This window comes from Microbacterium sp. NPDC055521, assembly GCF_053619695.1.
The window spans coordinates 61,363-82,948 of the sequence record NZ_JBSHJX010000009.1; the positions used below are offsets into that span (position 1 = coordinate 61,363).

The 21,586-nt window shown below is 69.5% G+C and carries 21 protein-coding genes; 15 read left to right on the forward strand and 6 right to left on the reverse strand.

Annotation, left to right across the window (positions count from 1 at the left end):
* Window positions 1–79: 79 nt before the first annotated feature.
* Window positions 80–1,258 (forward strand): glycosyltransferase, encoded by a 1,179-nt coding sequence (locus tag ACWGSM_RS10135; RefSeq protein ID WP_452322792.1) that lies wholly within the window; start codon window positions 80–82, stop codon window positions 1,256–1,258.
* A 196-nt stretch (window positions 1,259–1,454) separates the two neighbouring features.
* On the opposite strand, the gene allB is transcribed toward ACWGSM_RS10135, so the two are convergent.
* Entirely contained in the window at window positions 1,455–2,852 is a 1,398-nt protein-coding gene (gene allB, locus ACWGSM_RS10140; RefSeq protein WP_452322793.1) for an allantoinase AllB, read from the reverse strand.
* A gap of 211 nt (window positions 2,853–3,063) precedes the next feature.
* Between allB and bcp the strand changes: the two genes are divergently transcribed.
* The 4 genes from bcp (at window position 3,064) to pucL (ending at window position 5,456) form a co-directional block, all read left to right on the forward strand.
* Entirely contained in the window at window positions 3,064–3,531 is a 468-nt protein-coding gene (gene bcp / locus ACWGSM_RS10145; protein WP_452322794.1) for a thioredoxin-dependent thiol peroxidase, read from the forward strand.
* 180 nt (window positions 3,532–3,711) lie between these two features.
* Window positions 3,712–4,200 carry a 2-oxo-4-hydroxy-4-carboxy-5-ureidoimidazoline decarboxylase gene (gene uraD, locus ACWGSM_RS10150; RefSeq protein WP_452322795.1) on the forward strand — a complete coding sequence of 163 codons (489 nt, stop codon included), beginning with the start codon at window positions 3,712–3,714 and terminating at the stop codon, window positions 4,198–4,200.
* Between the two features lie 11 nt (window positions 4,201–4,211).
* Window positions 4,212–4,553 carry a hydroxyisourate hydrolase gene (gene uraH, locus ACWGSM_RS10155; protein WP_452322796.1) on the forward strand — a complete coding sequence of 114 codons (342 nt, stop codon included), beginning with the start codon at window positions 4,212–4,214 and terminating at the stop codon, window positions 4,551–4,553.
* Window positions 4,554–4,562: 9 nt separating this feature from the next.
* Complete coding sequence (pucL, locus tag ACWGSM_RS10160; RefSeq protein WP_452322797.1) at window positions 4,563–5,456, forward strand: factor-independent urate hydroxylase; 894 nt, start codon at window positions 4,563–4,565, stop codon at window positions 5,454–5,456.
* 37 nt (window positions 5,457–5,493) lie between these two features.
* On the opposite strand, the gene ACWGSM_RS10165 is transcribed toward pucL, so the two are convergent.
* Complete coding sequence (locus ACWGSM_RS10165) at window positions 5,494–6,243, reverse strand: SDR family oxidoreductase (RefSeq protein ID WP_452322798.1); 750 nt, start codon at window positions 6,241–6,243, stop codon at window positions 5,494–5,496.
* A 24-nt stretch (window positions 6,244–6,267) separates the two neighbouring features.
* Window positions 6,268–7,035, reverse strand: coding sequence for an IclR family transcriptional regulator (locus tag ACWGSM_RS10170; protein ID WP_452322799.1), 768 nt, complete (start codon window positions 7,033–7,035; stop codon window positions 6,268–6,270).
* A 194-nt stretch (window positions 7,036–7,229) separates the two neighbouring features.
* Between ACWGSM_RS10170 and ACWGSM_RS10175 the strand changes: the two genes are divergently transcribed.
* The 7 genes from ACWGSM_RS10175 to ACWGSM_RS10205 all read left to right on the forward strand — a co-directional run bounded on the left by ACWGSM_RS10175 (window position 7,230) and on the right by ACWGSM_RS10205 (window position 15,542).
* Window positions 7,230–8,642, forward strand: a complete 1,413-nt coding sequence (locus ACWGSM_RS10175; RefSeq protein WP_452322800.1) for a malic enzyme-like NAD(P)-binding protein — start codon at window positions 7,230–7,232, stop codon at window positions 8,640–8,642.
* Window positions 8,643–8,647: 5 nt separating this feature from the next.
* A complete protein-coding gene (locus ACWGSM_RS10180; RefSeq protein ID WP_452322801.1) occupies window positions 8,648–9,913 on the forward strand; it encodes a DUF6986 family protein in 1,266 nt (421 codons plus the stop codon).
* Entirely contained in the window at window positions 9,910–10,722 is an 813-nt protein-coding gene (locus ACWGSM_RS10185) for a bifunctional allantoicase/(S)-ureidoglycine aminohydrolase (protein WP_452322852.1), read from the forward strand. The genes ACWGSM_RS10180 and ACWGSM_RS10185 overlap by 4 nt, the downstream gene beginning before the upstream one ends.
* 185 nt (window positions 10,723–10,907) lie before the next feature.
* A complete protein-coding gene (locus ACWGSM_RS10190) occupies window positions 10,908–11,693 on the forward strand; it encodes a hydroxypyruvate isomerase family protein (RefSeq protein ID WP_452322802.1) in 786 nt (261 codons plus the stop codon).
* 28 nt (window positions 11,694–11,721) lie between these two features.
* The gene (locus ACWGSM_RS10195; RefSeq protein ID WP_452322803.1) at window positions 11,722–12,606 is read left to right on the forward strand and encodes a 2-hydroxy-3-oxopropionate reductase; all 885 of its coding nucleotides are present in this window, start codon (window positions 11,722–11,724) and stop codon (window positions 12,604–12,606) included.
* A 12-nt stretch (window positions 12,607–12,618) separates the two neighbouring features.
* Window positions 12,619–14,406, forward strand: a complete 1,788-nt coding sequence (gcl, locus tag ACWGSM_RS10200) for a glyoxylate carboligase (RefSeq protein ID WP_452322804.1) — start codon at window positions 12,619–12,621, stop codon at window positions 14,404–14,406.
* A 5-nt stretch (window positions 14,407–14,411) separates the two neighbouring features.
* The gene (locus ACWGSM_RS10205) at window positions 14,412–15,542 is read left to right on the forward strand and encodes a glycerate kinase (RefSeq protein ID WP_452322805.1); all 1,131 of its coding nucleotides are present in this window, start codon (window positions 14,412–14,414) and stop codon (window positions 15,540–15,542) included.
* 181 nt (window positions 15,543–15,723) lie between these two features.
* Here ACWGSM_RS10205 and ACWGSM_RS10210 read toward each other — a convergent pair whose 3' ends face one another.
* Complete coding sequence (locus ACWGSM_RS10210) at window positions 15,724–15,864, reverse strand: hypothetical protein (RefSeq protein ID WP_452322806.1); 141 nt, start codon at window positions 15,862–15,864, stop codon at window positions 15,724–15,726.
* A 154-nt stretch (window positions 15,865–16,018) separates the two neighbouring features.
* Entirely contained in the window at window positions 16,019–16,723 is a 705-nt protein-coding gene (locus ACWGSM_RS10215; protein WP_452322807.1) for an NRDE family protein, read from the reverse strand.
* 97 nt (window positions 16,724–16,820) lie between these two features.
* Between ACWGSM_RS10215 and coaBC the strand changes: the two genes are divergently transcribed.
* Window positions 16,821–18,038: a bifunctional phosphopantothenoylcysteine decarboxylase/phosphopantothenate--cysteine ligase CoaBC gene (gene coaBC, locus ACWGSM_RS10220; protein ID WP_452322808.1), complete on the forward strand. Its 1,218-nt coding sequence runs from the start codon at window positions 16,821–16,823 to the stop codon at window positions 18,036–18,038.
* A gap of 9 nt (window positions 18,039–18,047) precedes the next feature.
* On the opposite strand, the gene moaA is transcribed toward coaBC, so the two are convergent.
* Window positions 18,048–19,127 (reverse strand): GTP 3',8-cyclase MoaA, encoded by a 1,080-nt coding sequence (gene moaA / locus ACWGSM_RS10225; RefSeq protein WP_452322809.1) that lies wholly within the window; start codon window positions 19,125–19,127, stop codon window positions 18,048–18,050.
* 284 nt (window positions 19,128–19,411) lie between these two features.
* Here moaA and ACWGSM_RS10230 point away from each other — a divergent pair, with 284 nt between their 5' ends.
* Together ACWGSM_RS10230 and ACWGSM_RS10235 are read left to right on the forward strand one after the other, a co-directional pair.
* Window positions 19,412–19,942 (forward strand): nucleoside deaminase, encoded by a 531-nt coding sequence (locus ACWGSM_RS10230; RefSeq protein ID WP_452322810.1) that lies wholly within the window; start codon window positions 19,412–19,414, stop codon window positions 19,940–19,942.
* Window positions 19,943–19,967: 25 nt separating this feature from the next.
* A complete protein-coding gene (locus tag ACWGSM_RS10235; RefSeq protein WP_452322811.1) occupies window positions 19,968–21,572 on the forward strand; it encodes an NCS2 family permease in 1,605 nt (534 codons plus the stop codon).
* Window positions 21,573–21,586 lie beyond the last annotated feature (14 nt).

Genomic DNA, 21,586 nt, shown 5'->3' on the forward strand with positions numbered 1-21,586 from the left:
GGCCCGCCTCCCCGGATGGCACAGTGCCCTCGGGTAGAGTGACGGGCGCCCAGAGCTAGAGATAGGCAGCAGACTTCACGTGACCTCCGGACGCCCCCTGAAAATCCTCATCGGCTGCGACACGTTCGCCCCAGACATCAACGGAGCCGCACGCTTCGCCGAGCGCCTCGCCGCCGGCCTCGTGCAGCGCGGCCACGACGTTCACGTCGTCGCGCCGAACACCGCCTATCGCCGCTCTCCTGCGCACACCGAGGTGATCGAGGGCGAGCCGATGACGATGCACCGACTGCCCGCCCTGCGCTGGCTGCCGCACGACTGGGTGCGCTTCGTCTGGCCGTGGCGCTCGAAGCACTGGGCGCGCAAGGTGCTCGACGACGTGCGGCCCGACATCGTGCACATCCAGTCGCACATCATCATCGGGCGCGGACTCACCCGCATCGCGAATCAGCGCGGCATCCCCGTCATCGCGACGAACCACGTGATGGCCGAGAACATCCTCGACCACACCACGTTCCCCAAGTTCATCGACGAGGTGGTGCTGAAGCTCGCGTGGGCCGACGCCAAGCGCACCTTCGGTATGACCCGCGCGGTGACCACACCCACGCGGCGGGCCGCGGACTTCCTCGAGCGCACCACCGACATGCGGGGGGTCGTGCCGATCAGCTGCGGCATCGACCGACGCAACTACGATCCGGTGATCGCGCCGCGTGACCGCAACCGCATCCTGTTCGTGGGGCGCCTCACAGGCGAGAAGCAGGTCGACGTCGTGTTGCGCGCAGTCGCCGCGCTCGACCCCGCCCTCGACGTGCACTTCGACATCGCCGGAGGGGGCGATCAGCGCAAGGCGCTGGAGACGCTCACCGCTCAGCTGGGCATCGAGGACCGGGTGACCTTCCACGGCCGGGTCACCGACGCCCGGCTGCGCGAGCTGTACTCGCGCTCGTCGGTGTTCGCGATCGCCTCGATCGCCGAGCTGCAGTCGATCGTGACGATGGAGGCCATGGCATCCGCCCTGCCCATCGTCGGAGCGAACGCCGTCGCCCTGCCGCACCTCGTGCACGACGGCGAGAACGGCCACCTGTTCGAGCCCGGGAACGTCGACGACCTCGCCGACAAGCTGACCCAGGTGCTGACCGCGTCGCCGGCCGAGTACGAGCGGATGCAGCGCGCCTCGCTCGACGGCGTGGCCGTGCACGACATCAACCGCACGCTCGACACGTTCGAGGCACTCTACCGCGACGAGCCGCTGCCCGCCTGACGGCCGGTCGCGGCTGCGCGCGCGGTCGTGCGGAGGCAGCGCGCGGCCCCGCGGAGGCAGGTGAACGCGCGAGGGTCGGACTGACCGGGGGCGTCTTGTCCTGCGCGCGTGCGTTCGCCTGCGCTCGCCGGGTCACCGCTCGGCTCAGCCGCCATCAGCCGCAGCAGCTCGCCGCGGCCACCGCCCACGCCGGCCGTCAGGCGTCGGTCATGCCGCGGCGCAGCAGACGGCCGCGCGGGTTCTCGAAGTCGATGACCTCGCCGTGCAGCCATGTGCGGCGCACCACACCGGCGAGAGCCCTACCCTGGTACGGCGTGATCGGGTTCTTGTGGTGCAGCTTGCTGACGTCGACGACGTAGGCGTCATCGGCGGCGAAGATCGAGAAGTCGGCGTCGTAGCCCGGAGCGATCCGGCCCTTGCCGGTGAGCCCGGCGAACTGCGCCGGGCGCTCGCTCATCCAGGTCACGACCTGCTCGAGCGGCAGTCCGCGGCGGCGGGCTTCGGTCCAGATCAGCGACAGGCCGAGCTGCAGTGACGCCACGCCGCCCCAGGCCACGCCGAAGTCGCCGTTCTCGAGATCCTTCAGATCGAGGGTCGAGGGGGAGTGGTCCGACACGATGAAGTCGATCGTGCCGTCCTCCAGACCCTGCCAGAGCAGCTCGCGGTTGCCAGCCTCGCGGATCGGCGGGCAGCACTTGAACGCGGTCGCCCCGAGCGGGATCTCCTCGCTGACCAGGGTCAGGTAGTGCGGGCAGGTCTCGACGGTGATCCTCAGCCCGTCGCGCTTCGCGGTGCGCAGCATCGCCAGGGCGTCCGACGACGACAGGTGCAGGATATGCGCCCTGGCGCCGGTCCAGCGGGCGCGCTCGATGACCTCGGCGATGGCGAGGTTCTCGGCCCCGCGGGGACGGGATGCCAGGAACTTCGCGTAATCGTCGCCGTCGGGCTGCGGGGCGCGGTCGATGGCCCTGGAGTCCTCGGCGTGCACGATCATCACCGAGTCGAACGTGGCGAGCTCGCGCATGTCCTCCTCGAGCTCTTCGGGGTCGAGCGGGGGGAACTCGTCGACGCCGGAGTGCAGCAGGAAGCTCTTGAAGCCGAACACGCCCGCGTCATGCAGGGGGCGCAGGTCGGCGGTGTTGCCCGGCACGGCGCCGCCCCAGAAGCCCACGTCGACGTGCGTCTGGCCGCGCGCGACATCGCGCTTGATCTCGAGCGCCTCGACGCTGACGGTGGGAGGGATGCTGTTCAGCGGCATGTCGACGATGGTCGTCACGCCGCCGGCGGCAGCGGCGCGGGTCGCCGAGGCGAAGCCCTCCCACTCGGTGCGACCCGGCTCGTTGACATGCACGTGGGTGTCGACCAGCCCGGGGATCAGGGTCTCGTCGTCCGCGAGCTCGATGACCTCGGCGCCGTCGAGACCGTTGCCGAGCGGCTGCATGGCGACGATGACGCCGCCGCGCACGCCGACTTCGCGGGGGCGGATGCCGGAACTGGTGAGCACGCGCTGCCCGCGGATCACGAGGTCGTAGCGCTCGCCGGTGGGGTCGAGCGAGATGGATGCTGACTGCTGGTGCCCGGCGTCCTGCGACATCCCGACCGCCCTTTCACTGCTTTCATGATGCGAGAACAACTTTTCGCACTAAGGGATCTCACCATGCGGACGAAACGCTGTCAACACCGAGCGAGTGTAGTCCTGGCCCAGACTGACAGGGGCTCAGCGCCTGCCGACGGACGGCCTGGGTCGGGTTAGAGTTCTCGCGCCGCAGAAACCGGATCCCGGAACTCACACGAACGGAGTCATCATGACCGACAAGCTCACCCCCGGCACCACCGCACCCGACTTCGCGCTCGCCGACGCGAACGGCCGCACGCTCGCGCTCGCCGACCACCGCGGGCGCGACGTGGTCGTGTACTTCTACCCGAAGGCGGCGACGCCCGGGTGCACGACCGAGGCCTGCGACTTCCGCGACAGCCTCGCGGCGCTGGATGCCGCCGGCTACGCCGTCATCGGCGTCTCGCCGGACTCGGTCGACGAGATCCGAGCCTTCGCCGAGGCCGAGGGTCTCACCTTCCCCCTGCTCGCCGACACCGACGCCACCGTGGCGAAGGCCTGGGGCGTCTGGGGCGAGAAGACCGTGGGCGATCGCACCTTCGACGGCGTGATCCGCTCGACTTTCGTGCTCGACGGCGACGGCGTCGTGCAGCGCGCGGAGTACGGTGTGGATGCAGAGGGTCACGTCGCACGTCTGCGCGCCGAGCTCGGCGTCTGACTCCACGATGTGAAACGCGCCGCCGGGCGGTTGACAAACCGGTCCGGCGGCGTACAGACTTCTTTGCAGATGCTGAAACAACAGTTCCGGCATACGGAAGAAACCTTCCCGTGAAGACTCCGTCAGGGGTTTCCGTATAGCCTTCGCGCCGGATGCCAGCGTTCTGCTTGAGGATCGAAGATGCTGCTCGAGGACTTCAACTCGGCTCACCGTGAAGAAGCCGTCGCCGTCGTGAAGCCGGCTCTGGACATCACCCGCTGGATCGACGCGATCGTCGACGGTCGGCCCTACCGCAGCGTCGACCAGATCGTCGCCGCGGCCGAGTCAGCCGCCGCGCCCCTCTCCGAGGCCGAGCTCGACGGCGCGCTGGCGCACCACCCGCGCATCGGCGAGCGACCCCAGGGCGAGACCGCCGAGGCCGCCCTGTCGCGCAAGGAGCAGCCGGGCGTCGACGCCGAGGCCGCCGCCGCGCTGGCTGCGGGCAACAAGGCCTACGAGGAGAAGTTCGACCGCGTGTACCTCGTGCGCGCGGCCGGACGCACCGCCGAGGAGATCCTCGCCCTGCTGCAGCAGCGGCTGGGCAACACCCCCGAACAGGAGCTCGCCGTCGTCGACCAGCAGCTGCGCGAGATCGCGGCGCTGCGGCTGGCGGGAGCCCTCGAGAGCTGAAGGAGCGCACCATGAGCGTTTCCCACGTGACCACCCACATCCTGGACACCTCGATCGGGCGCCCCGCGCCCGACGTCGCCGTCGCACTCGAAGCCCGCCAAGGCGACGGGTGGGTCGAGATCGGTGCAGGATCCACAGATGCTGACGGGCGGGTGAAAGAACTGGGCCCCTCGCGGCTGGAGAGCGGTGCGTACCGCCTCCGGTTCGACACAGCGGCCTACTTCGCCGGCATCGACACGGACACCTTCTTCCCGGAGGTGGTGTTGACCTTCCAGGTCGACGCTGAGCAGGCGCACTACCACGTGCCGCTCCTGCTCAGCCCGTTCGCCTATTCCACTTACCGAGGAAGCTGAGTTGACAACATGACCGACATCATTCTGGGCAAGAACCAGTACGGCAAGGCAGAGGTCCGCGTGGTGCGCATCACCCGCGACTCCCACCGTCACGAGATCGAGGACCTCAACGTCACCTCGCAGCTGCGCGGCGACTTCGACAGCGCGCACTTCAAGGGCGACAACGAGCACGTCGTGGCCACCGACACGCAGAAGAACACGGTGTACGCCTTCGCCAAGGACGGCGTCGGCAGCCCGGAGGAGTTCCTGCTGCGTCTCGGCCGGCACTTCACCGGCGAGTTCGCCTGGGTCAGCGGCGGACGCTGGGAGGCCGAGCAGTACACCTGGCAGCGCATCCAAGGCGACGACGGGGAGCACGACCACTCGTTCGTCCGTGGCGGCACCGAGACCCGCACCTCGGTCGTGCAGATCGACGGCGACGACACGGTCGTCATCGCCGGCCTGCAGGATCTCAAGGTGCTCAAGTCGACGCAGAGCGGCTTCGTCGGATACCCCAAGGACAGGTACACCACGCTGCCCGAGACCGAGGACCGCATCCTCGCCACCTCCGTCACCGCGAAGTGGCGGTACAACCGCGCCGACATCGACTTCAACGAGGTCTTCGCGGACGTCCGCCGCCTGCTGCTCGCGGGCTTCTCGCGCAACTACTCGTACGCCCTGCAGCACACGCTGAAGGAGATGGCGGAGGCCGTTCTCGAGCAGCACCCCGAGATCGATGAGATCCGCTTCTCGACCCCGAACAGCCACCACTTCGTGGTCGACCTGTCGCCGTTCGGCCTCGAGAACCCCAACGAGGTGTTCTATGCGGCCGATCGTCCCTACGGCCTGATCGAGGCATCGTTCCTTCGCGCGGGCGCCGACACCGACCACTGGTCGTGGGACGGCATCGCCGGATTCTGCTGATCCGCACCGGATGCCGTTCGGCCGGCCGCTGACCCCGTCAGCCCCTGCCGCCGAACGGCATCCCCGCCGCGGCGACCGTGAGAGAGGGGACGTTCGCCTCGGCGGGCAGCTGCGCCATGAACAGCACGGCGCGCGCCGCGTCCGCGACGTCGAAGGTGGGCTCGACCAGGCGCGAGCCGTCGGCCTGCAGGGCACCCGAGCCGACCCCGATCTCGGACATGATCCGCGTCGCCGCGTTGCCGATGTCGATCTGACCGCAGCTGATGCCGTGCGGCCGGCCGTCGAGGTCGATCGACCGGGTCAGGCCGGTGATGGCGTGCTTGCTGACGGCGTACGCCACCGAGAGCGGCCGCGGCACCTGCGCCGAGATCGAGCCGTTGTTGATGATCCGTCCGCCGGACGGCCGCTGGGCGATCATCGTGCGCATCGCGGCTCCCGCGCAGAGCAGGGCACCGGTCACGTTGACATCGATCGTGCGCTGCCACTCGACCGGGTCGACGTCGGCGGCGGATGCCACCGGCCCGAAGATCCCCGCGTTGTTGAACAGCACGTCCACGCGGCCCCACTCCGCGACCACGCGGTGGAACAGCGCGTCGACCTCGGCGGGCACGGTGACGTCGGTGGGCACGACGAGAGCGTCCGGATGCCCGTCCGCGGTCTGCTGCAGGGCATCCGCCCGCCGGCCCGCGAGGGCCACCCGGAAACCGGCGGCGAGCATCGCCACCGCGACGGCGCGCCCGATGCCGGAACCCGCACCGGTGACGACTGCGACGCGTGCGCTCGTCATCTCAGTTCACCCGCCCGCCCCAGGTCAGGACGCCAGCTCGGCGCTGATCGCCTGCGCGGCCGCACGCAGCATGGGCACGGCACGCTCTCCGAAGGCGTCGTCGACGCGCGAGATCGGACCCGACACCGACACCGCGGTGGGCGTCGGGGCGTCGGGCACGGCCATCGAGAAGCAGCGCACGCCGATCTCCTGCTCCTGGTCGTCGATCGCGTACCCCCGCTCGCGGATGCGGTCGAGTTCGGCGATGAGCGCGTCGACGTCGCCGATGCTGTGCTCGGTGGGCGTGGGCATCCCGGCGCGGGTGACGATCGAGCGCACGGTGTCGTCGGGCAGCTGGGCGAGGATGGCCTTGCCGACGCCGGTGTCATGCATGTGCGCGCGCCGGCCCACCTCGGTGAACATGCGCATCGAGTGCAGCGAAGGCACCTGGGCGACGTACACGACCATGTCGCCGTCGAGCACTGCCATGTTGGCGCTCTCGCCCAGCTCGTCGACGAGCGTCTTCAGCTGCGGGCGCGCCAGCGCACCGAACTGACGCGACGCGCCCTCGCCGATGCGGATCAGCCGCGGGCCGAGCGCGTAGCGCCGGTTCGGCAGCTGGCGCGCATAGCCGAGCGACACGAGCGTGCGCAGCAGCCGGTGGATGGTCGGCAGCGGCAGGTCGGTCGACGACGCCAGCTCGCTGAGCGTGACATCGCCGCCGGCGTCGGTGACCAGTTCGAGCAGCTCGAAGACGCGCTCGACGGACTGCACTCCGGACCCGCTGCCGCGCGGGGTCTTGCTTTCAGCCATCACGTCCTCCTATGTGCTCGCACGATTCCATCATGCGAGAAGTGCGAGCGAAAGTCGTCCGCGACCCTCATCGTTGATTGCAGCGAACTTTCGTAAGATAGACAATAGTCTCCACTATGCGAAAGCACGAAGAAGTCCACCAGCACACGTGAGTCGGCGCAGCGATGCGCCGCCCACCTCAGGGAAGAGGAATCATGGCCAACCCCGGTCCCGGCAATTCGATCACACTGCGCATCGACGCCCCCTCCAACTTCAGCGTCACCAGCGAGCTCGCGGCCGCTGCGGCATCCGCCGGGGCCGCGATCACCGCACTCGACGTCGTCGAGTCGCACCCCACCTCGATCGTCGTCGACCTCACCTGCAACACCATCGACGACGACCACGCCACGCGCATCCGCGACGCGGTCGAGGCCCTCGACGGCGTGCACGTGCGCCAGGTCAGCGACCGCACCTTCCTCATGCACCTCGGCGGCAAGCTCGAGGTCGTGCCCAGCGTGCCGCTGCGCAACCGCGACGACCTCTCGCGCGCATACACCCCCGGCGTCGCCCGCGTCTGCATGGCGATAGCGGAAGACAAGAGCAAGGCGCGCAACCTCACCATCAAGCGCAACACCATCGCCGTGGTCACCGACGGCACGGCCGTGCTCGGCCTCGGCGACATCGGCCCCGAGGCCGCGCTGCCGGTCATGGAGGGCAAGGCCGCGCTGTTCAAGCAGTTCGCCAACGTCGACGCCTGGCCGGTCTGCCTCGACACGAAGGACACCGAAGAGATCATCAAGATCGTCAAGGCGATCGCCCCCGTCTACGGCGGCGTGAATCTCGAGGACATCGCCGCCCCCCGCTGCTTCGAGATCGAGGCGCGCCTGCGTGAAGAGCTCGACATCCCCGTGTTCCACGACGACCAGCACGGCACCGCGATCGTCACCCTCGCAGCCCTCGTCAACGCCCTCAAGGTCGTGAAGAAGGCCATTGAGGACGTGCGCATCGTCGTGTCGGGCGTCGGCGCCGCCGGCAACGCGATCATCCAGCTGCTGCTCGCCGAGGGCGCGAGAGACATCGTGGCCTGCGGCCGCGACGGCGCCATCGTCGCCGGCGTCGAGTACGCCGACGCGCATCGCCGGGAGATCGCCGCCACCACCAACCCGCGCGGGTTCGAGGGCAGCTTGAAGGAGGCCATGGTCGACGCCGACGTCTTCATCGGCGTGAGCGCGCCGAACGTGCTCGACGAGAACGACATCGCGGCCATGGCCGACGACGCGATCGTCTTCGCGATGGCCAACCCGACCCCCGAGGTCGATCCGGTCGTGGCATCCAAGCACGCCGCTATCGTCGCCACCGGCCGCAGCGACTTCCCGAACCAGATCAACAACGTGCTCGCCTTCCCCGGTGTCTTCCGCGGTCTGCTCGACGCGGGCGTGTCCGACATCACTGCGCCTATGCTGGTCGCGGCGGCCTACGCCATCGCGTCTCGCGTCGAAGACGATGAGCTCAACGCGAGCTTCATCGTCCCGAGTGTGTTCGACCCGATGGTCGCCGGCGCCGTCGCCGACGCGATCGTGCGGGCCGTCGAGTCCGCTGCTGCCGACACGTCGGCAGAGAAGGAGTGAGCCGGGTGTCAGCCAACACGACCCTGCGCGAAGACGACTTCGCCGACATCGACGCCCGCCTGGCGCAGACCGACGCGCTTCTGTCGGGCTCGTACCCGGGCGATGACGGCAGCCGGCAGCCGGTGCACACCCTGTACGTGCCGGCCGATCGCTTCGATCGCGACCTCCCTGCCCGCTTCGGGGCCGACGCGATCGCCGCCGTCGACGCCGCCGGCGGCACCGCTGTGCTCGCCGAGTCGGTCGGTCTGGGTCACCTCGCCGACCAGCTCGCGCCGCTGGTGGATGCCAAGCTGCGCCGCGAGCCCATCGAAGACCTGCGTCTCGACTTCGAAGACGGCTACGGCGCACGCGACGACGATGAGGAGGACGCCGACGCGATCCTCGCCGCGGAGCGTGTGGCCGAGGCCGTCGCCGCAGGCACGGCGACGCCGTTCATCGGCATCCGGTTCAAGTGCTTCGAGGCGCCGACCCGGCGCCGCGGCATCCGCACCCTCGACCGCTTCGTCACCACGCTCGCCGCCGCAGGCGAGCTGCCCGACGGGCTCGTCCTCACCCTGCCGAAGGTGACCACCGTGGCGCAGGTCGAGGCGATGGTCGCGCTGTGCGAGCGCTTCGAGCAGCGCCTCGGGCTGGCATCCGGGCGCCTGCGCTTCGAGGTGCAGATGGAGACGCCGCAGCTGATCGTCGCCGCCGACGGCACGATCCCGGTGGCGACGCTGCTGCACCGCGCCGAAGGACGCGTGTCGGCGCTGCACTACGGCACCTACGACTACAGCGCATCACTGCAGATCGCCGCGGCGTACCAGTCGATGGAGCATCCCGCCGCCGACTACGCCAAGCAGGTGATGCAGGTCGCCGTCGCCGAGACCGGCGTGCGCCTGTCGGACGGGTCGACCAACGTCATCCCCGTGGGCGAGAACGCGGCGGATGCGTGGAAGCTGCACGCCCGCCTGGTGCGCCGCTCGCTCGAGCGCGGCTACTACCAGGGCTGGGACCTGCACGCCAACCAGCTGCCGACCCGTTATCTCGCGACCTACGCGTTCTACCGCGAGGGGTTCGAGGCGGCCGCACGCCGGCTCGACAACTACCTGCACGGCAGCGACGCGACGATCATGGACGAGCCCGCCACCGCGCGCGCCCTCGCCCGCTTCGTCGTGCGCGGCCTGGAGTGCGGCGCGCTCACCGACGACGAGGTGCGCTCGTCGTCCGGCGCCTCGCCGGCCGAGCTCACCCGGCTCGCGCATCCCAAACTCGCCACCAAGGAGGCCTGATGTCCTACTACACCCCGACCGGCGGGCTGCCGCCGCAGACCGACCTGCTCACCGACCGCGCGATCGTGAAGCTCGCGTACACGGTGATCCCCAAGGGCGTGCTGCGCGACATCGTCACCAGCAGCCTGCCCGGGTTCACCCGCACCCGGGCGTGGATCATCGCCAAGCCCACCCCGAGCTCGGCGCAGACCTTCTCGCAGCTGATCGTCGAGATCTCGCCCGGCGGCGAGGCGGCCGAACCCGAGGTCGAGGCCGGGGTCGAAGGGGTCGTGTTCGTCACGACCGGGCGTCTCACGCTCACGCTCGAGGGCGAGACGCATGTGCTCGAAGAGGGCGGCTACGCCTTCCTCGCGCCCGGTGCGGACTGGTCGCTGAAGAACGAGGGCGACGAGATCACGAGCTTCCACTGGATCCGCAAGGCGTACGAGTGGCTCGAGGGCGTCGACGCGCCGGCATCCTTCGTCACCCGCGACCAGGACATCGAGCCCACCCCCATGGTCGGCACCGACGCCTGGCTCACCACCCGCTTCGCCGACTCGAGCGACATGGCGCACGACATGCAGGTGAACATCGTCACCTTCAAGCCGGGCGGCTCGATCCCCTTCGCGGAGACGCACGTCATGGAGCACGGCCTGTTCGTGCTCGAGGGCAAGGCGGTCTACCACCTCAACGGTGACTGGGTCGAGGTCGAGGCCGGCGACTACATGCTGCTGCGCGCGTTCTGCCCGCAGGCCTGCTACGCCGGCGGCCCCGGCGACTTCCGCTACCTGCTGTACAAGGACATGAACCGTCAGATCAAGCTGACCTGAGCCGGCCTCGCCGAGAGCGACCGACTCCTGAACGCACCCGTCGGGCATCCGGTGGGTGCGTTCGGCTTTCCAGCCGGTTCCGGATGCCGGAATGTCGGCACCTCGTCATTGACACCTCCCGCACACCCGCCTAGCCTTTCGTTAGTAGGAATCTTTCTTCCGCAATACGAAAAGCAGGGAATGCCATGAGCTACACCGTCAACGCCTCGATCCTGCTGACCGACCTGCCCGTGAACGAGCGTCCGGCTGCGGCCGGGGCGGCCGGATTCGACGCCGTCGAGTTCTGGTGGCCCTTCTCGTCGGCCGTGCCCGCGCAGCACGAGGTCGACGCGTTCGTCGCCGCCATCGATGAGGCCGGCGTGCAGCTGACGGGTCTGAACTTCTTCGCCGGCGACATGCCCGCCGGCGACCGCGGACTGGTCTCGTGGATCGGTCGCGAGGGCGAGTTCCGCGACAACGTCGAGGTCGTGGTCGGCATCGGCGAGCGCACGGGCACGAAGGCGTTCAACGCGCTCTACGGCCTGCGCCAAAAAGGCGTCGACGCGACGGCGCAGGACGACCTCGCCGTCGAGAACCTCGCACTCGCAGGCAGGGCCGTCTCGCGCATCGGCGGAGTCGTGCTGCTCGAGCCGGTCTCGGGCGCCGACGCCTACCCTCTGAAGACCGCCGCCGACGCGCTCGCCATCATCGCCCGCGTCAAGGACGAGCACGGTGTCGACAACGTGCGCCTGCTCGCCGACTTCTACCACCTCGCCGTCAACGGCGACGACGTCGCTGCCGTGATCGCCGAGCACGCCGGCGAGTTCGGGCACATCCAGATCGCCGACGCCCCCGGTCGCGGCGAGCCGGGCACCGGTGAGCTGCCGCTGACCGAATGGATCGACGCAGCGCGCGCCGGCGGCTACGACGGCGTGATCGGCCTCGAGTACAAGGCCACCCAGGACGACCCGTTCGCCTGGATCAAGAACTGACACCCCACTTCCGCGAAGGAGCGACGACATGACCAGCATCACCATCATCGGTCTCGGAATCATGGGCCTGCCCATGGCGAAGAACCTGGTCAAGGCCGGTTATACGGTCACCGGGTTCAACCGCAGCCCCGAGGCCGTGCAGAAGCTCGTCGATGCGGGTGGCAACGGCGCCGCCAGCATCGCCGAGGCCGTCAAGGACGCCGACGTGATCGTCACGATGGTCCCCGACTCCCCGGACGTCGCCGGCGTCGTGCAGGGCCCCGAGGGCGTCTTCGCCAACGCGAAGAAGGGTGCCCTCTGGATCGACAACTCCTCGATCCGGCCGGATGTCGCCAAGCAGCTGGCCGAGGAGGCCGTCGCCGCCGGCCTGGGCGCCGTGGATGCGCCGGTGTCCGGTGGCGAGCAGGGTGCCATCGACGGGGTGCTCTCGATCATGACCGGCGGCTCGGCCGAGGACTTCGCCAAGGCCGAGCCCATCCTGCAGGCCATCGGCAAGACCATCGTGCACGTCGGGCCCGCCGGCGCCGGTCAGACCGTGAAGGCGGCCAACCAGCTCATCGTCGCCGTCAACATCCAGGCCCTCAGCGAGGCGATCGTCTTCCTCGAGGCGTACGGCGTCGACACCGACGCGGCACTCAAGGTGCTCGGCGGCGGTCTCGCGGGGTCCAAGGTGCTCGACCAGAAGGGGCAGAAGATGCTCGACCGCGACTTCGCCCCCGGCTTCCGCTTGGCCCTGCACAACAAGGATCTCGGCATCGTCACCGCCGCAGCCCGCGGCGCCGGAGTCGCCGTCCCCCTCGGCTCGGCCGTCGCCCAGCTCGTCACCTCGCTCGTCGCCCGCGGCGACGGCGGCCTCGACCACTCCGGCCTGTTCAAGCTCACCGCCGAGCTCTCCGGCCGCGACAACGACTAAGGACAGAACATCATGACCCGCATGCGCGCAGTGGACGCCATCGTCCAGATCCTGATCAAGGAGGGCGCTGACGAGGCGTTCGGCCTGCCCGGAGCCGCCATCAACCCGCTGTACTCCGCGATACGGGCCGGTGGTGGCATCCGGCACACCCTCGCCCGTCACGTCGAGGGCGCGGCCCACATGGCCGACGGCTACAGCCGCACCGGCGACGGACGCATCGGCGTCTGCCTCGGCACCTCGGGCCCCGCCGGCACCGACATGATCACCGGCCTGTACGCGGCGATCGCCGACAGCATCCCGATGCTGTGCATCACCGGCCAGGCGCCGGTGGCGAAGCTCGACAAGGAGGACTTCCAGGCCGTCGACATCGCGTCCATCGCGAAGCCGGTGACGAAGTTCGCCAAGACGGTGCTCGAGGGGGCGCAGGTTCCCGGGGTGTTCCAGAGCGCCTTCCAGATCATGCGCTCGGGCCGCCCCGGCCCGGCGCTGATCGACCTGCCGTTCGACGTGCAGATGACCGAGATCGAGTTCGACATCGACACGTACGAGCCGCTGCCGGTCGCCAAGCCCGTCGCCACCCGCGCGCAGGCCGAGAAAGTGCTCGACATGCTCACCGCGTCGAAGCATCCGGTGATCGTCGCCGGCGGCGGCATCATCAACTCCGGCGCATCCGACAAGCTCGTCGAGCTGGCCGAGACCCTCGGCGTGCCGGTGGTTCCGAGCCTGATGGGCTGGGGCGCGATCGCCGACGACCACCCGCTCGCCGCGGGCCTGGTCGGCATCCAGACCTCGCAGCGGTACGGCAACGCGAGCTTCCTCGAGAGCGACTTCGTGCTCGGCGTCGGCAACCGGTGGGCGAACCGCCACACCGGCGGGCTGGACACGTACCGCAGGGGCCGCACCTTCGTGCACGTCGACATCGAGCCGACCCAGATCGGTCGCGTGTTCGCGCCGGACTACGGCGTGGTCTCCGACGCGGGAGCGTTCATGGACGCCCTGCTCGATGCGGCCCGCGATCGGGTGGCCGAGCTGCCCGACTACAACGCCTGGGCCGAGGAGTGCCGCGACCGCAAGGCGCGCCTGCAGCGCAAGACGAACTTCGACGACGTTCCCATGAAGCCGCACCGCGTGTACCAGGAGATGCTCACGGCGTTCGACCGCGACACCACCTTCATCACCACGATCGGCCTGTCGCAGATCGCCGGCGCGCAGCTGCTGCACGTGTACGGCCCGCGCAAGTGGATCAACGCCGGCCAGGCGGGCCCGCTGGGCTGGACGGGACCTGCAGCCCTCGGCGTCGTGCGCGGCAAGCCCGGCGAGCAGGTCGTCGCGCTCTCCGGCGACTACGATTTCCAGTTCATGATCGAAGAGCTCGCGGTCGGTGCGCAGCACAAGCTGCCGTACATCCACGTCGTGGTCAACAACAGCTACCTGGGCCTGATCCGTCAGTCGCAGCGCGGATTCGAGATGGACTACGAGGTCTCGCTCGCGTTCGACAACGTCAACACGCCGTACGATCCCGACAGCGTGGCCAGCGGCTACGGCGTCGATCACGTGAAGGTCGCCGAGGGTCTGGGCTGCAAGGCGATCCGCGTCGAGCGCCCTGAGGAGCTCGCCGCCGGATTCGCCGAGGCCGCGCGCCTGCGTGACGAGTTCCAGGTGCCGGTCGTGGTCGAGGTCATCCTCGAGCGGGTCACGAACATCGCGATGGGTGCCGATCTCGACACCATGAACGAGTTCGAGCCTCTCGCCACGTCACACGCGGACGCTCCCGAGGCGATCTACGCCCTGCTCGACTGACCGCCATGCGCATCCTCATCGCCTCTGACAAGTTCAAGGGCTCGGCGACGGGCCCGGAGGTGGCGACGGCGCTCGCCGACGGCATCCGGGAGATCATCCCGGATGCCGTCGTCGACGCCGCACCCGTCGGAGACGGCGGCGAAGGCACGGTCGACGCGGCCGTGGCGAGCGGCTTCACACCGGTGACGGTCTCGGTCACCGGTCCCACCGGTCGCCCGGTGGATGCCGCGTTCGCCGTCCGCGGAGAGCAGGCGATCATCGAGATGGCCGCTGCCAGCGGGCTGGACGTGCTGCCCGGCGGCGAGAAGGATGCCCTCGGCGCGAGCAGCCGCGGCACCGGCGAGCTCATCGTCGCGGCGCTCGACCGTGGCGCGACCTCGATCGTGCTCGGCGTGGGTGGCAGCGCGTGCACCGACGGCGGCGCGGGCATGCTGCAGGCACTGGGCGTCGCCCTGCGCACCGAAGACCGAACCGTGCGCCCCGGCGGCGCGGGGCTGGTCGACCTGGTCTCGGCCGACATCTCCGGTCTCGACCCTCGTCTCGACGGCGTCAGCTTCGTGCTCGCCGCCGACGTCGACAATCCCCTCCTCGGAGATCGAGGGGCCGCCGCGGTCTTCGCACCGCAGAAGGGGGCGAGCGCCGACGATGTCGCCGTCCTCGAGGCGGGCCTCTCGCGTCTCGCAGAGCTCGTCGACGCCCTGCCCGGAGTGCGGGCATCGGCAACCGCGCCCGGTGCGGGCGCCGCCGGCGGTGTGGGATACGCGGCTCTCGCGGTGCTCGGCGCCGTGCGCGAAGCGGGCATCGATGTCATCCTGCGCCTGATCGGTCTGGAGGCGCGCATCGCCGACGCCGACCTCGTCATCACCGGCGAGGGGAGCCTCGACGAGCAGAGCCTGGGCGGCAAGACCCCGATGGGCGTCTCGGCCGCTGCCGCGCGGGCCGGGAAGCCCGTCGTGGCGGTCTGCGGTCGCACGACGCTGGATGCCGCCCAGGCGGCATCCGCGGGCTTCGTGAAGGTCTATGCGCTGAGCGACATCGAGCCCGAGCCGGCGAAGAGCATGGCGAACGCGGTGCCTCTGCTGCGCGAGGTCGGCCGCACGATCGCCGCGGAGCTCGGTGCCCTGACCGCCCGCTGAGCCGGGTGGTCCCATGTGGTCGCCTCGCTGCGCGTGATGCGGCCATTCGGGCCCACTCGACGCGGGGAGCCGGGCGCGTGAGTCGTGCCCGCTGAGCCGGGTGGTCCCATGTGGTCGCCTCACTGCACGTGATGCGGCCATTCGGGCCCACTCCACGCGGGGGAGATGGGCGCGTGGGTCCTCAGGCCGCCTTCGGGAAGAGGACGCGGAATGCGCGGATGAAGCCGCTTCGCTGGTCGGCAGGCAGATGGAAGTCCGGGTCGATGTTGGCGGCCGGATGCTCTGCGGGCGGGACGTTCGCCTCAGTCGGATGTGCGCTCATGTCCCTCTCCGTTCTTATTCCCATATCATGGAAGAGGTGTCTTGCTTTATGAAAGAGTATGCATGAGGTCATCGACGAGTCAACACCCTTCCACGCTGTGCAATCGAAGATCGCGCGGGGTGAGCGCGTCGCCCCCGGGTCTGCTGTCGCTCGGTCAGCTCCACTGACCGGGCTGCGCGAGCACCCGCGACCGCACGGTCACAGTGCCGGTCGCGATCTCGGCCGTGCAGAACAGCAGCGACATCGTCGGGTACCCGTGGACACGGTTGTCGCGCACGATCGCCCTTTCGTCCTCGGGGGAGAGAGCGGCGCTCTCGGCGAGCACCGCGACCCAGCGCTCGTCCCACCCCTCGGCGGAGCGGTCGGCAGTCGCGGCGGCGAACTGCGGCAGCCACGCCTCGATGCGAGCTGTGCGCGGATCATCGAGGTCATCGTGCGCGATCATGTGCACGCCCGTCGGCACGGCCGTCTCGCGCAGCTCCGCGCCGTCCCACGACAGCACGCGAGATCCCTGCGGCGTCACCTCGAGCAGGTTGAACCCGTGCATCGGCAGCGGACCCTCGGGCGAGCGGCCCGCGACCGACTCCAGCGCCAGCGTCCCTCGGGAGCGCACGCCGTCGTCCGGCAGGTCGAGCACGTCGGCACGGTTCAGCAGCACGGCCAGGCGCCCCGCAGCGGGATCGGCGGCGAGCCAGGCACCGCCGGCGCGGCGGTCGCGGATGCCGGTCACACCGGGATGCGCGTCGGGCCACCACTCGCCGAGGTCGTCCCACGGACGATCCGGATCCTCGTCGCGCACGGCCAGCAGCCGGGCGCCGTCGCCGGGGAAGGGGGCGACATCGATCACGACGGTGCACACGAGCACGAGTCTAAGCGGGGCTCGACACGGCACAGCCCGCCGACCCGCGCCGCCGGGCGCAGCCCATGATCTCGCGAGCTGGGGCAGAATCGAACGCGTGAACATCGTCGTCGCCGTCACCGGCGGGATCGCCGCGTACAAGAGCGTGCACCTGGTGCGCCTGCTGATCAAGGCCGGTCACGAGGTCACCGTCGTGCCCACCGAAGACGCGCTGCGCTTCGTCGGCCTGCCCACCTGGGAGGCGATCAGCCGCAGGCCGGTCACGACGAGCGTGCACGAGGACGTCGCCCAGGTGCGCCACGTCGCCCTGGGACAGGCCGCCGAACTCGTGATCGTCGCACCGGCGACGGCGAACACGATCGCGAAGATGGCCGCGGGGCTCGCCGACGATCTGCTCGGCACCACCCTGCTCGCCACCACCGCCCCGGTCGCGATCGCTCCGGCGATGCACACCGAGATGTGGCGCCACCCGGCCACGCAGGCGAACATCGCCACGCTGCGAGACCGCGGCGTCGCCATCCTCGGACCGGGCGAGGGCGAGCTGACCGGCGGAGATTCCGGACCGGGACGGATGCTCGAGCCCGAGCAGATCCTGGCCGAGGCGCTCGCCCTGCTCGACGGCGACCAGCAGGAGAGGGACCTCGAGGGGCTGCGCGTCGCCGTCTCGGCGGGCGGCACCCGCGAGCCCCTCGACCCGGTGCGCTTCCTCGGCAACCGCTCCAGCGGGCGACAGGGCACAGCCCTCGCACTCGCCGCAGCCGACCGCGGCGCCGAGGTGCTGCTCATCGCCGCGCACGTCGACGGCACGGTGCTGGCGGATGCCGAACGGCATCCGCTCATCCGCCTCGAGCAGGTCGGAACCGCAGCCGAACTCGGCGACGCGATGCGCCGCGCATCGGAGGAGGCCGCCGTGATCGTGATGGCCGCCGCCGTCGCGGACTACCGCCCGGCCGACGTGTCCGACCGCAAGCTCACCAAGGAGTCAGGCCCCCTCGAGAGCATCGAGCTGGTGCAGAACGAAGACATCGTGGCTCACCTGGCGGCCCGCCGGCACCCGGGTCAGGTGATCGTCGCGTTCGCCGCCGAGACCCCGGATGACGCCGTCGACCTGCTCGAGCGTGCCCGTCGCAAGCGCGAGCGCAAGGGCGTCGACCTGCTCGTGGTGAACGAGGTCGGCTGGGACCGCGGGTTCGAGTCGGGCCAGAACGCCGTGCACGTCATCGGCGACGGCGGGGCGGTGGTCGCTCGGGCATCCGGAACCAAGCGCTCGGTCGCCGACGACGTGTGGGACGTCATCGCCGACGTTCTGGCGTGAGGCGGCGGCTCAGCCGCCGATGTACGACATCTCGATCCGCTTGCGCTGCGTGCGCAGCGCCGGGGTGAGGCCGGCGCGGATCTCCGAGTAGCGGTCGTCCCGTCCGCCCCAGACGGATGCCATGGCCGCTGCCAGCTCGACGTCGTCGGCGCCACCGCGCATGAGCGCCCGCAGGTCGTGGCCCTGCGAGGCGAACAGGCAGGTGAACAGCTTTCCCTCGGTCGAAATCCGTGCGCGCGTGCAGGTGCCGCAGAACGCATTGGTCACGCTGGAGATCACGCCGATCTCGCCGCTGCCGTCGGCGTAGCGCCAGCGCTTCGCGGTCTCGCCGTGCACGGTCGGGGCGACCGGCTCGAGCGGGAAGACCGCGCCGACGCGATCGATGATCTCGGCCGACGGCACGACCTCCTCGAGCGACCAGCCATTGGTGTTGCCGACATCCATGTACTCGATGAAACGCAGGGTGTACGGGGTGCCCTTGAAGTGCCGCGCCATGTCGATGATCTCGCCGTCGTTGACGCCGCGCTTGACCACCATGTTGAGCCGGATGGGTCCGAGGCCCGCCGCGTGCGCCGCGTCGATGCCGTCGAGCACCCGTCTCACCGGGAAGCGCACGTCGTTCATGCGCTGGAACAGCGCGTCGTCGAGCGAGTCGACCGACACGGTCACGCGCTGCAGGCCCGCGGCCTTCAGCGCCTGGGCCTTCATCACGAGGGCGGAGCCGTTGGTGGTCAGGGCCAGATCGAGCGGATGACCGCCCGGCGTGCGGATCGCGGCGAGCTGCTCGATGAGCTGTTCGATGCCGCGTCGCAGCAGGGGTTCACCCCCGGTGAGGCGCAGCTTCTGCACACCGTGCGCCGCGGCGACGGTGGCGATGCGCGTGATCTCCTCGAAGCTCAGCAGCTCGTCGCGATCGAGGAACGCGTAGTCGCGGCCGAAGATCTCCTTCGGCATGCAGTAGACGCAGCGGAAGTTGCATCGGTCGGTCACCGAGATGCGAAGATCGCGCAGCGGACGACGAAGCCGGTCGGTCAGCGCGACCGACGCATCGGCCGGCCGGCCGTCGCCGTCAATGCGCCTGCTCGCCATGATCATGTCCTCTCGCGTGTGAAACGGTAGCACCGGATTCCGGGTCGCGGACCCGCCTGGGCCCGTATCTATTGTCGCTCGCGCGTCTTTTCCGCCGAGGCCACGAATGCGTGTCGGAATTCTCTGGACGCCGGGGGACGATGTTGCTATTCTCAAAACAGCCGCATATCCGAGAAGTGGCTCGATTGAACAGTCAGCGGTTCGACGTATATCTCGCAGAACGATCCCACCCGGGTCTGACTCGATAAGCCGTATCACTGCTACGTCAGCAAGGAAGCTCTCGTATGAACAGCAGTGCTATACCTATATCCGAATCGCGGACTGACCAGGCGTCATCGCCCGCCCCCGCCGAGTACCTGGCGGAGGCCGTGCGGATCGCCGTCGACAACGTCCGCAATCAAGGCGGACCGTTCGGCGCCGTGGTCGTCACGGCCGACGGCCAGGTCTTCGAAGGCGTCAACCGCGTCACCGCCGATCTCGACCCCTCGGCGCATGCCGAGGTCACGGCGATCCGCAACGCGTGCCGCGAGCTCGGAACCTTCGACCTGTCGGGAGCGACGCTCTACACGAGCTGCGAGCCCTGCCCGATGTGCCTGGCCACGTCGCTGTGGGCGCGCATCGAGCGGGTGTACTTCGCCGCCGACCGCAACGACGCCGCCGACGCGGGCTTCGACGATGCGGCGTTCTACCGCTACTTCGAGGGCGGCGAAGCCGACCGGGCTGTCATGCCCGTGACCGACATCGCGCTGCCGCCTGCGCAGCGAGTCGCTCCCTTCACCGAGTGGAGCAGCACGCCCACTCGCATCGAATACTGACCCCCGACCCTTTTCGGAGCCGATGATGTCTTCACCTTTCCCTCCTTCCGCGCGCCCATCCGAGCCCGACGGATCCACGCCGGCTGACGCCGGCACATCCACCACAGCTGACACGTCCACCACAGAGGTCGTCGGCAACGACGCCGCCGGGCACTTCGCCCGCGGCGACGCGCAGCTGCCGCCCCTCGCGACCGGGGCGACGACGACCGTCGACGCCACGCCCAAGAACGCATTCGACCGGTTCTTCGAGATCACCCGGCGCGGGTCGACCGTCGCCCGCGAGATCCGCGGCGGCGTGGTCACCTTCGTGACCATGGCGTACATCGTCATCCTCAACCCGCTGATCCTCGGTGGCGTCACCGACGTGTCCGGTGGCGCGCTGGATGCCGCGCAGATCGGCGCCGCCACGGGCCTCACGGCCGGCGTGATGACGATCCTGTTCGGTGTGTTCGCGAAGCTGCCGTTCGCCCTCGCGGCGGGCCTCGGCATCAACTCCTTCCTCGCCGTCTCGGTCGTCGGCCAGGTCACCTGGCCCGAGGCGATGGGTCTGGTCGTGATCAACGGCCTGCTGATCGTGCTCTTCGGCGCCACCGGCATCCGCACCGCCATCTTCAGGGCGGTGCCGCAGGCGCTGAAGGCGGCGATCACCGTCGGAATCGGCCTGTTCATCGCCTTCATCGGCTTCGTCGACTCGGGCTTCGTCAACCGCACCCCGGGCGGCCCGCCCGTGCAGCTCGGCGACAACGGCTCGATCACCTCGGTGCCCACGCTGATCTTCGTGTTCGGCCTGGTGCTCATCGGCATCCTCGTGGCGCGCAAGGTGCCCGGCGGCATCCTCATCGGCATCGTCGTGAGCACCGTGGTGGCGCTGATCGCGCAGTCCGTGCTGAAGCTCGGGCCCTCCTTCGAAGACCCGAACGGCTGGCACATGACCATCCCGGAGCTGCCGGCCGCGTGGATCACGATCCCGGACTTCGGTCTGATCGGCCAGTTCGACCTGTTCGGTGCCTTCGGCCGCGTGGGCATGCTCTCGGCCACGATGCTCGTGTTCACGCTCGTCTTCTCGAACTTCTTCGACGCGATGGGCACGATGACCGGCCTCGCGAAGAACGCCGGGCTCGCCTACAAGGACGGCACCTTCCCGCGTCTGCGCTCGGCGTTCGTCGTCGAGGGCTTCGGCGCAGTGGCGGGCGGTGTGACCTCCACATCGTCGAACACCGTGTACGTCGACAGCGCATCGGGAATCGGCGAGGGCGCCCGAACCGGCCTCGCCTCGCTGGTCGTCGGCGTGCTGTTCCTGCTGTCGATGTTCGTCACCCCGCTCACCCTCGTCGTGCCGATCGAGGTGGGCTCGGCAGCCCTCGTGATCGTCGGCGCGATGATGATGTCGCAGATCCGCGAGATCAAGTTCACGAAGTTCGCGGTGGCGCTGCCGGCGTTCCTCACGATCGTGACGATGCCGCTGACCTACTCGATCGCGAACGGCATCGGGGTGGGCTTCATCTCGTGGGCGCTCGTGAACGCCTTCTCCGGTCGTGCCCGCAAGGTGCACTGGCTGATGTGGATCGTCGCCGCCGGCTTCGCGCTGTATTTCGTGCGCGGTCCGATCGAGGCGATGCTCGCAGCCTGAGTGCAGAAGAAAAG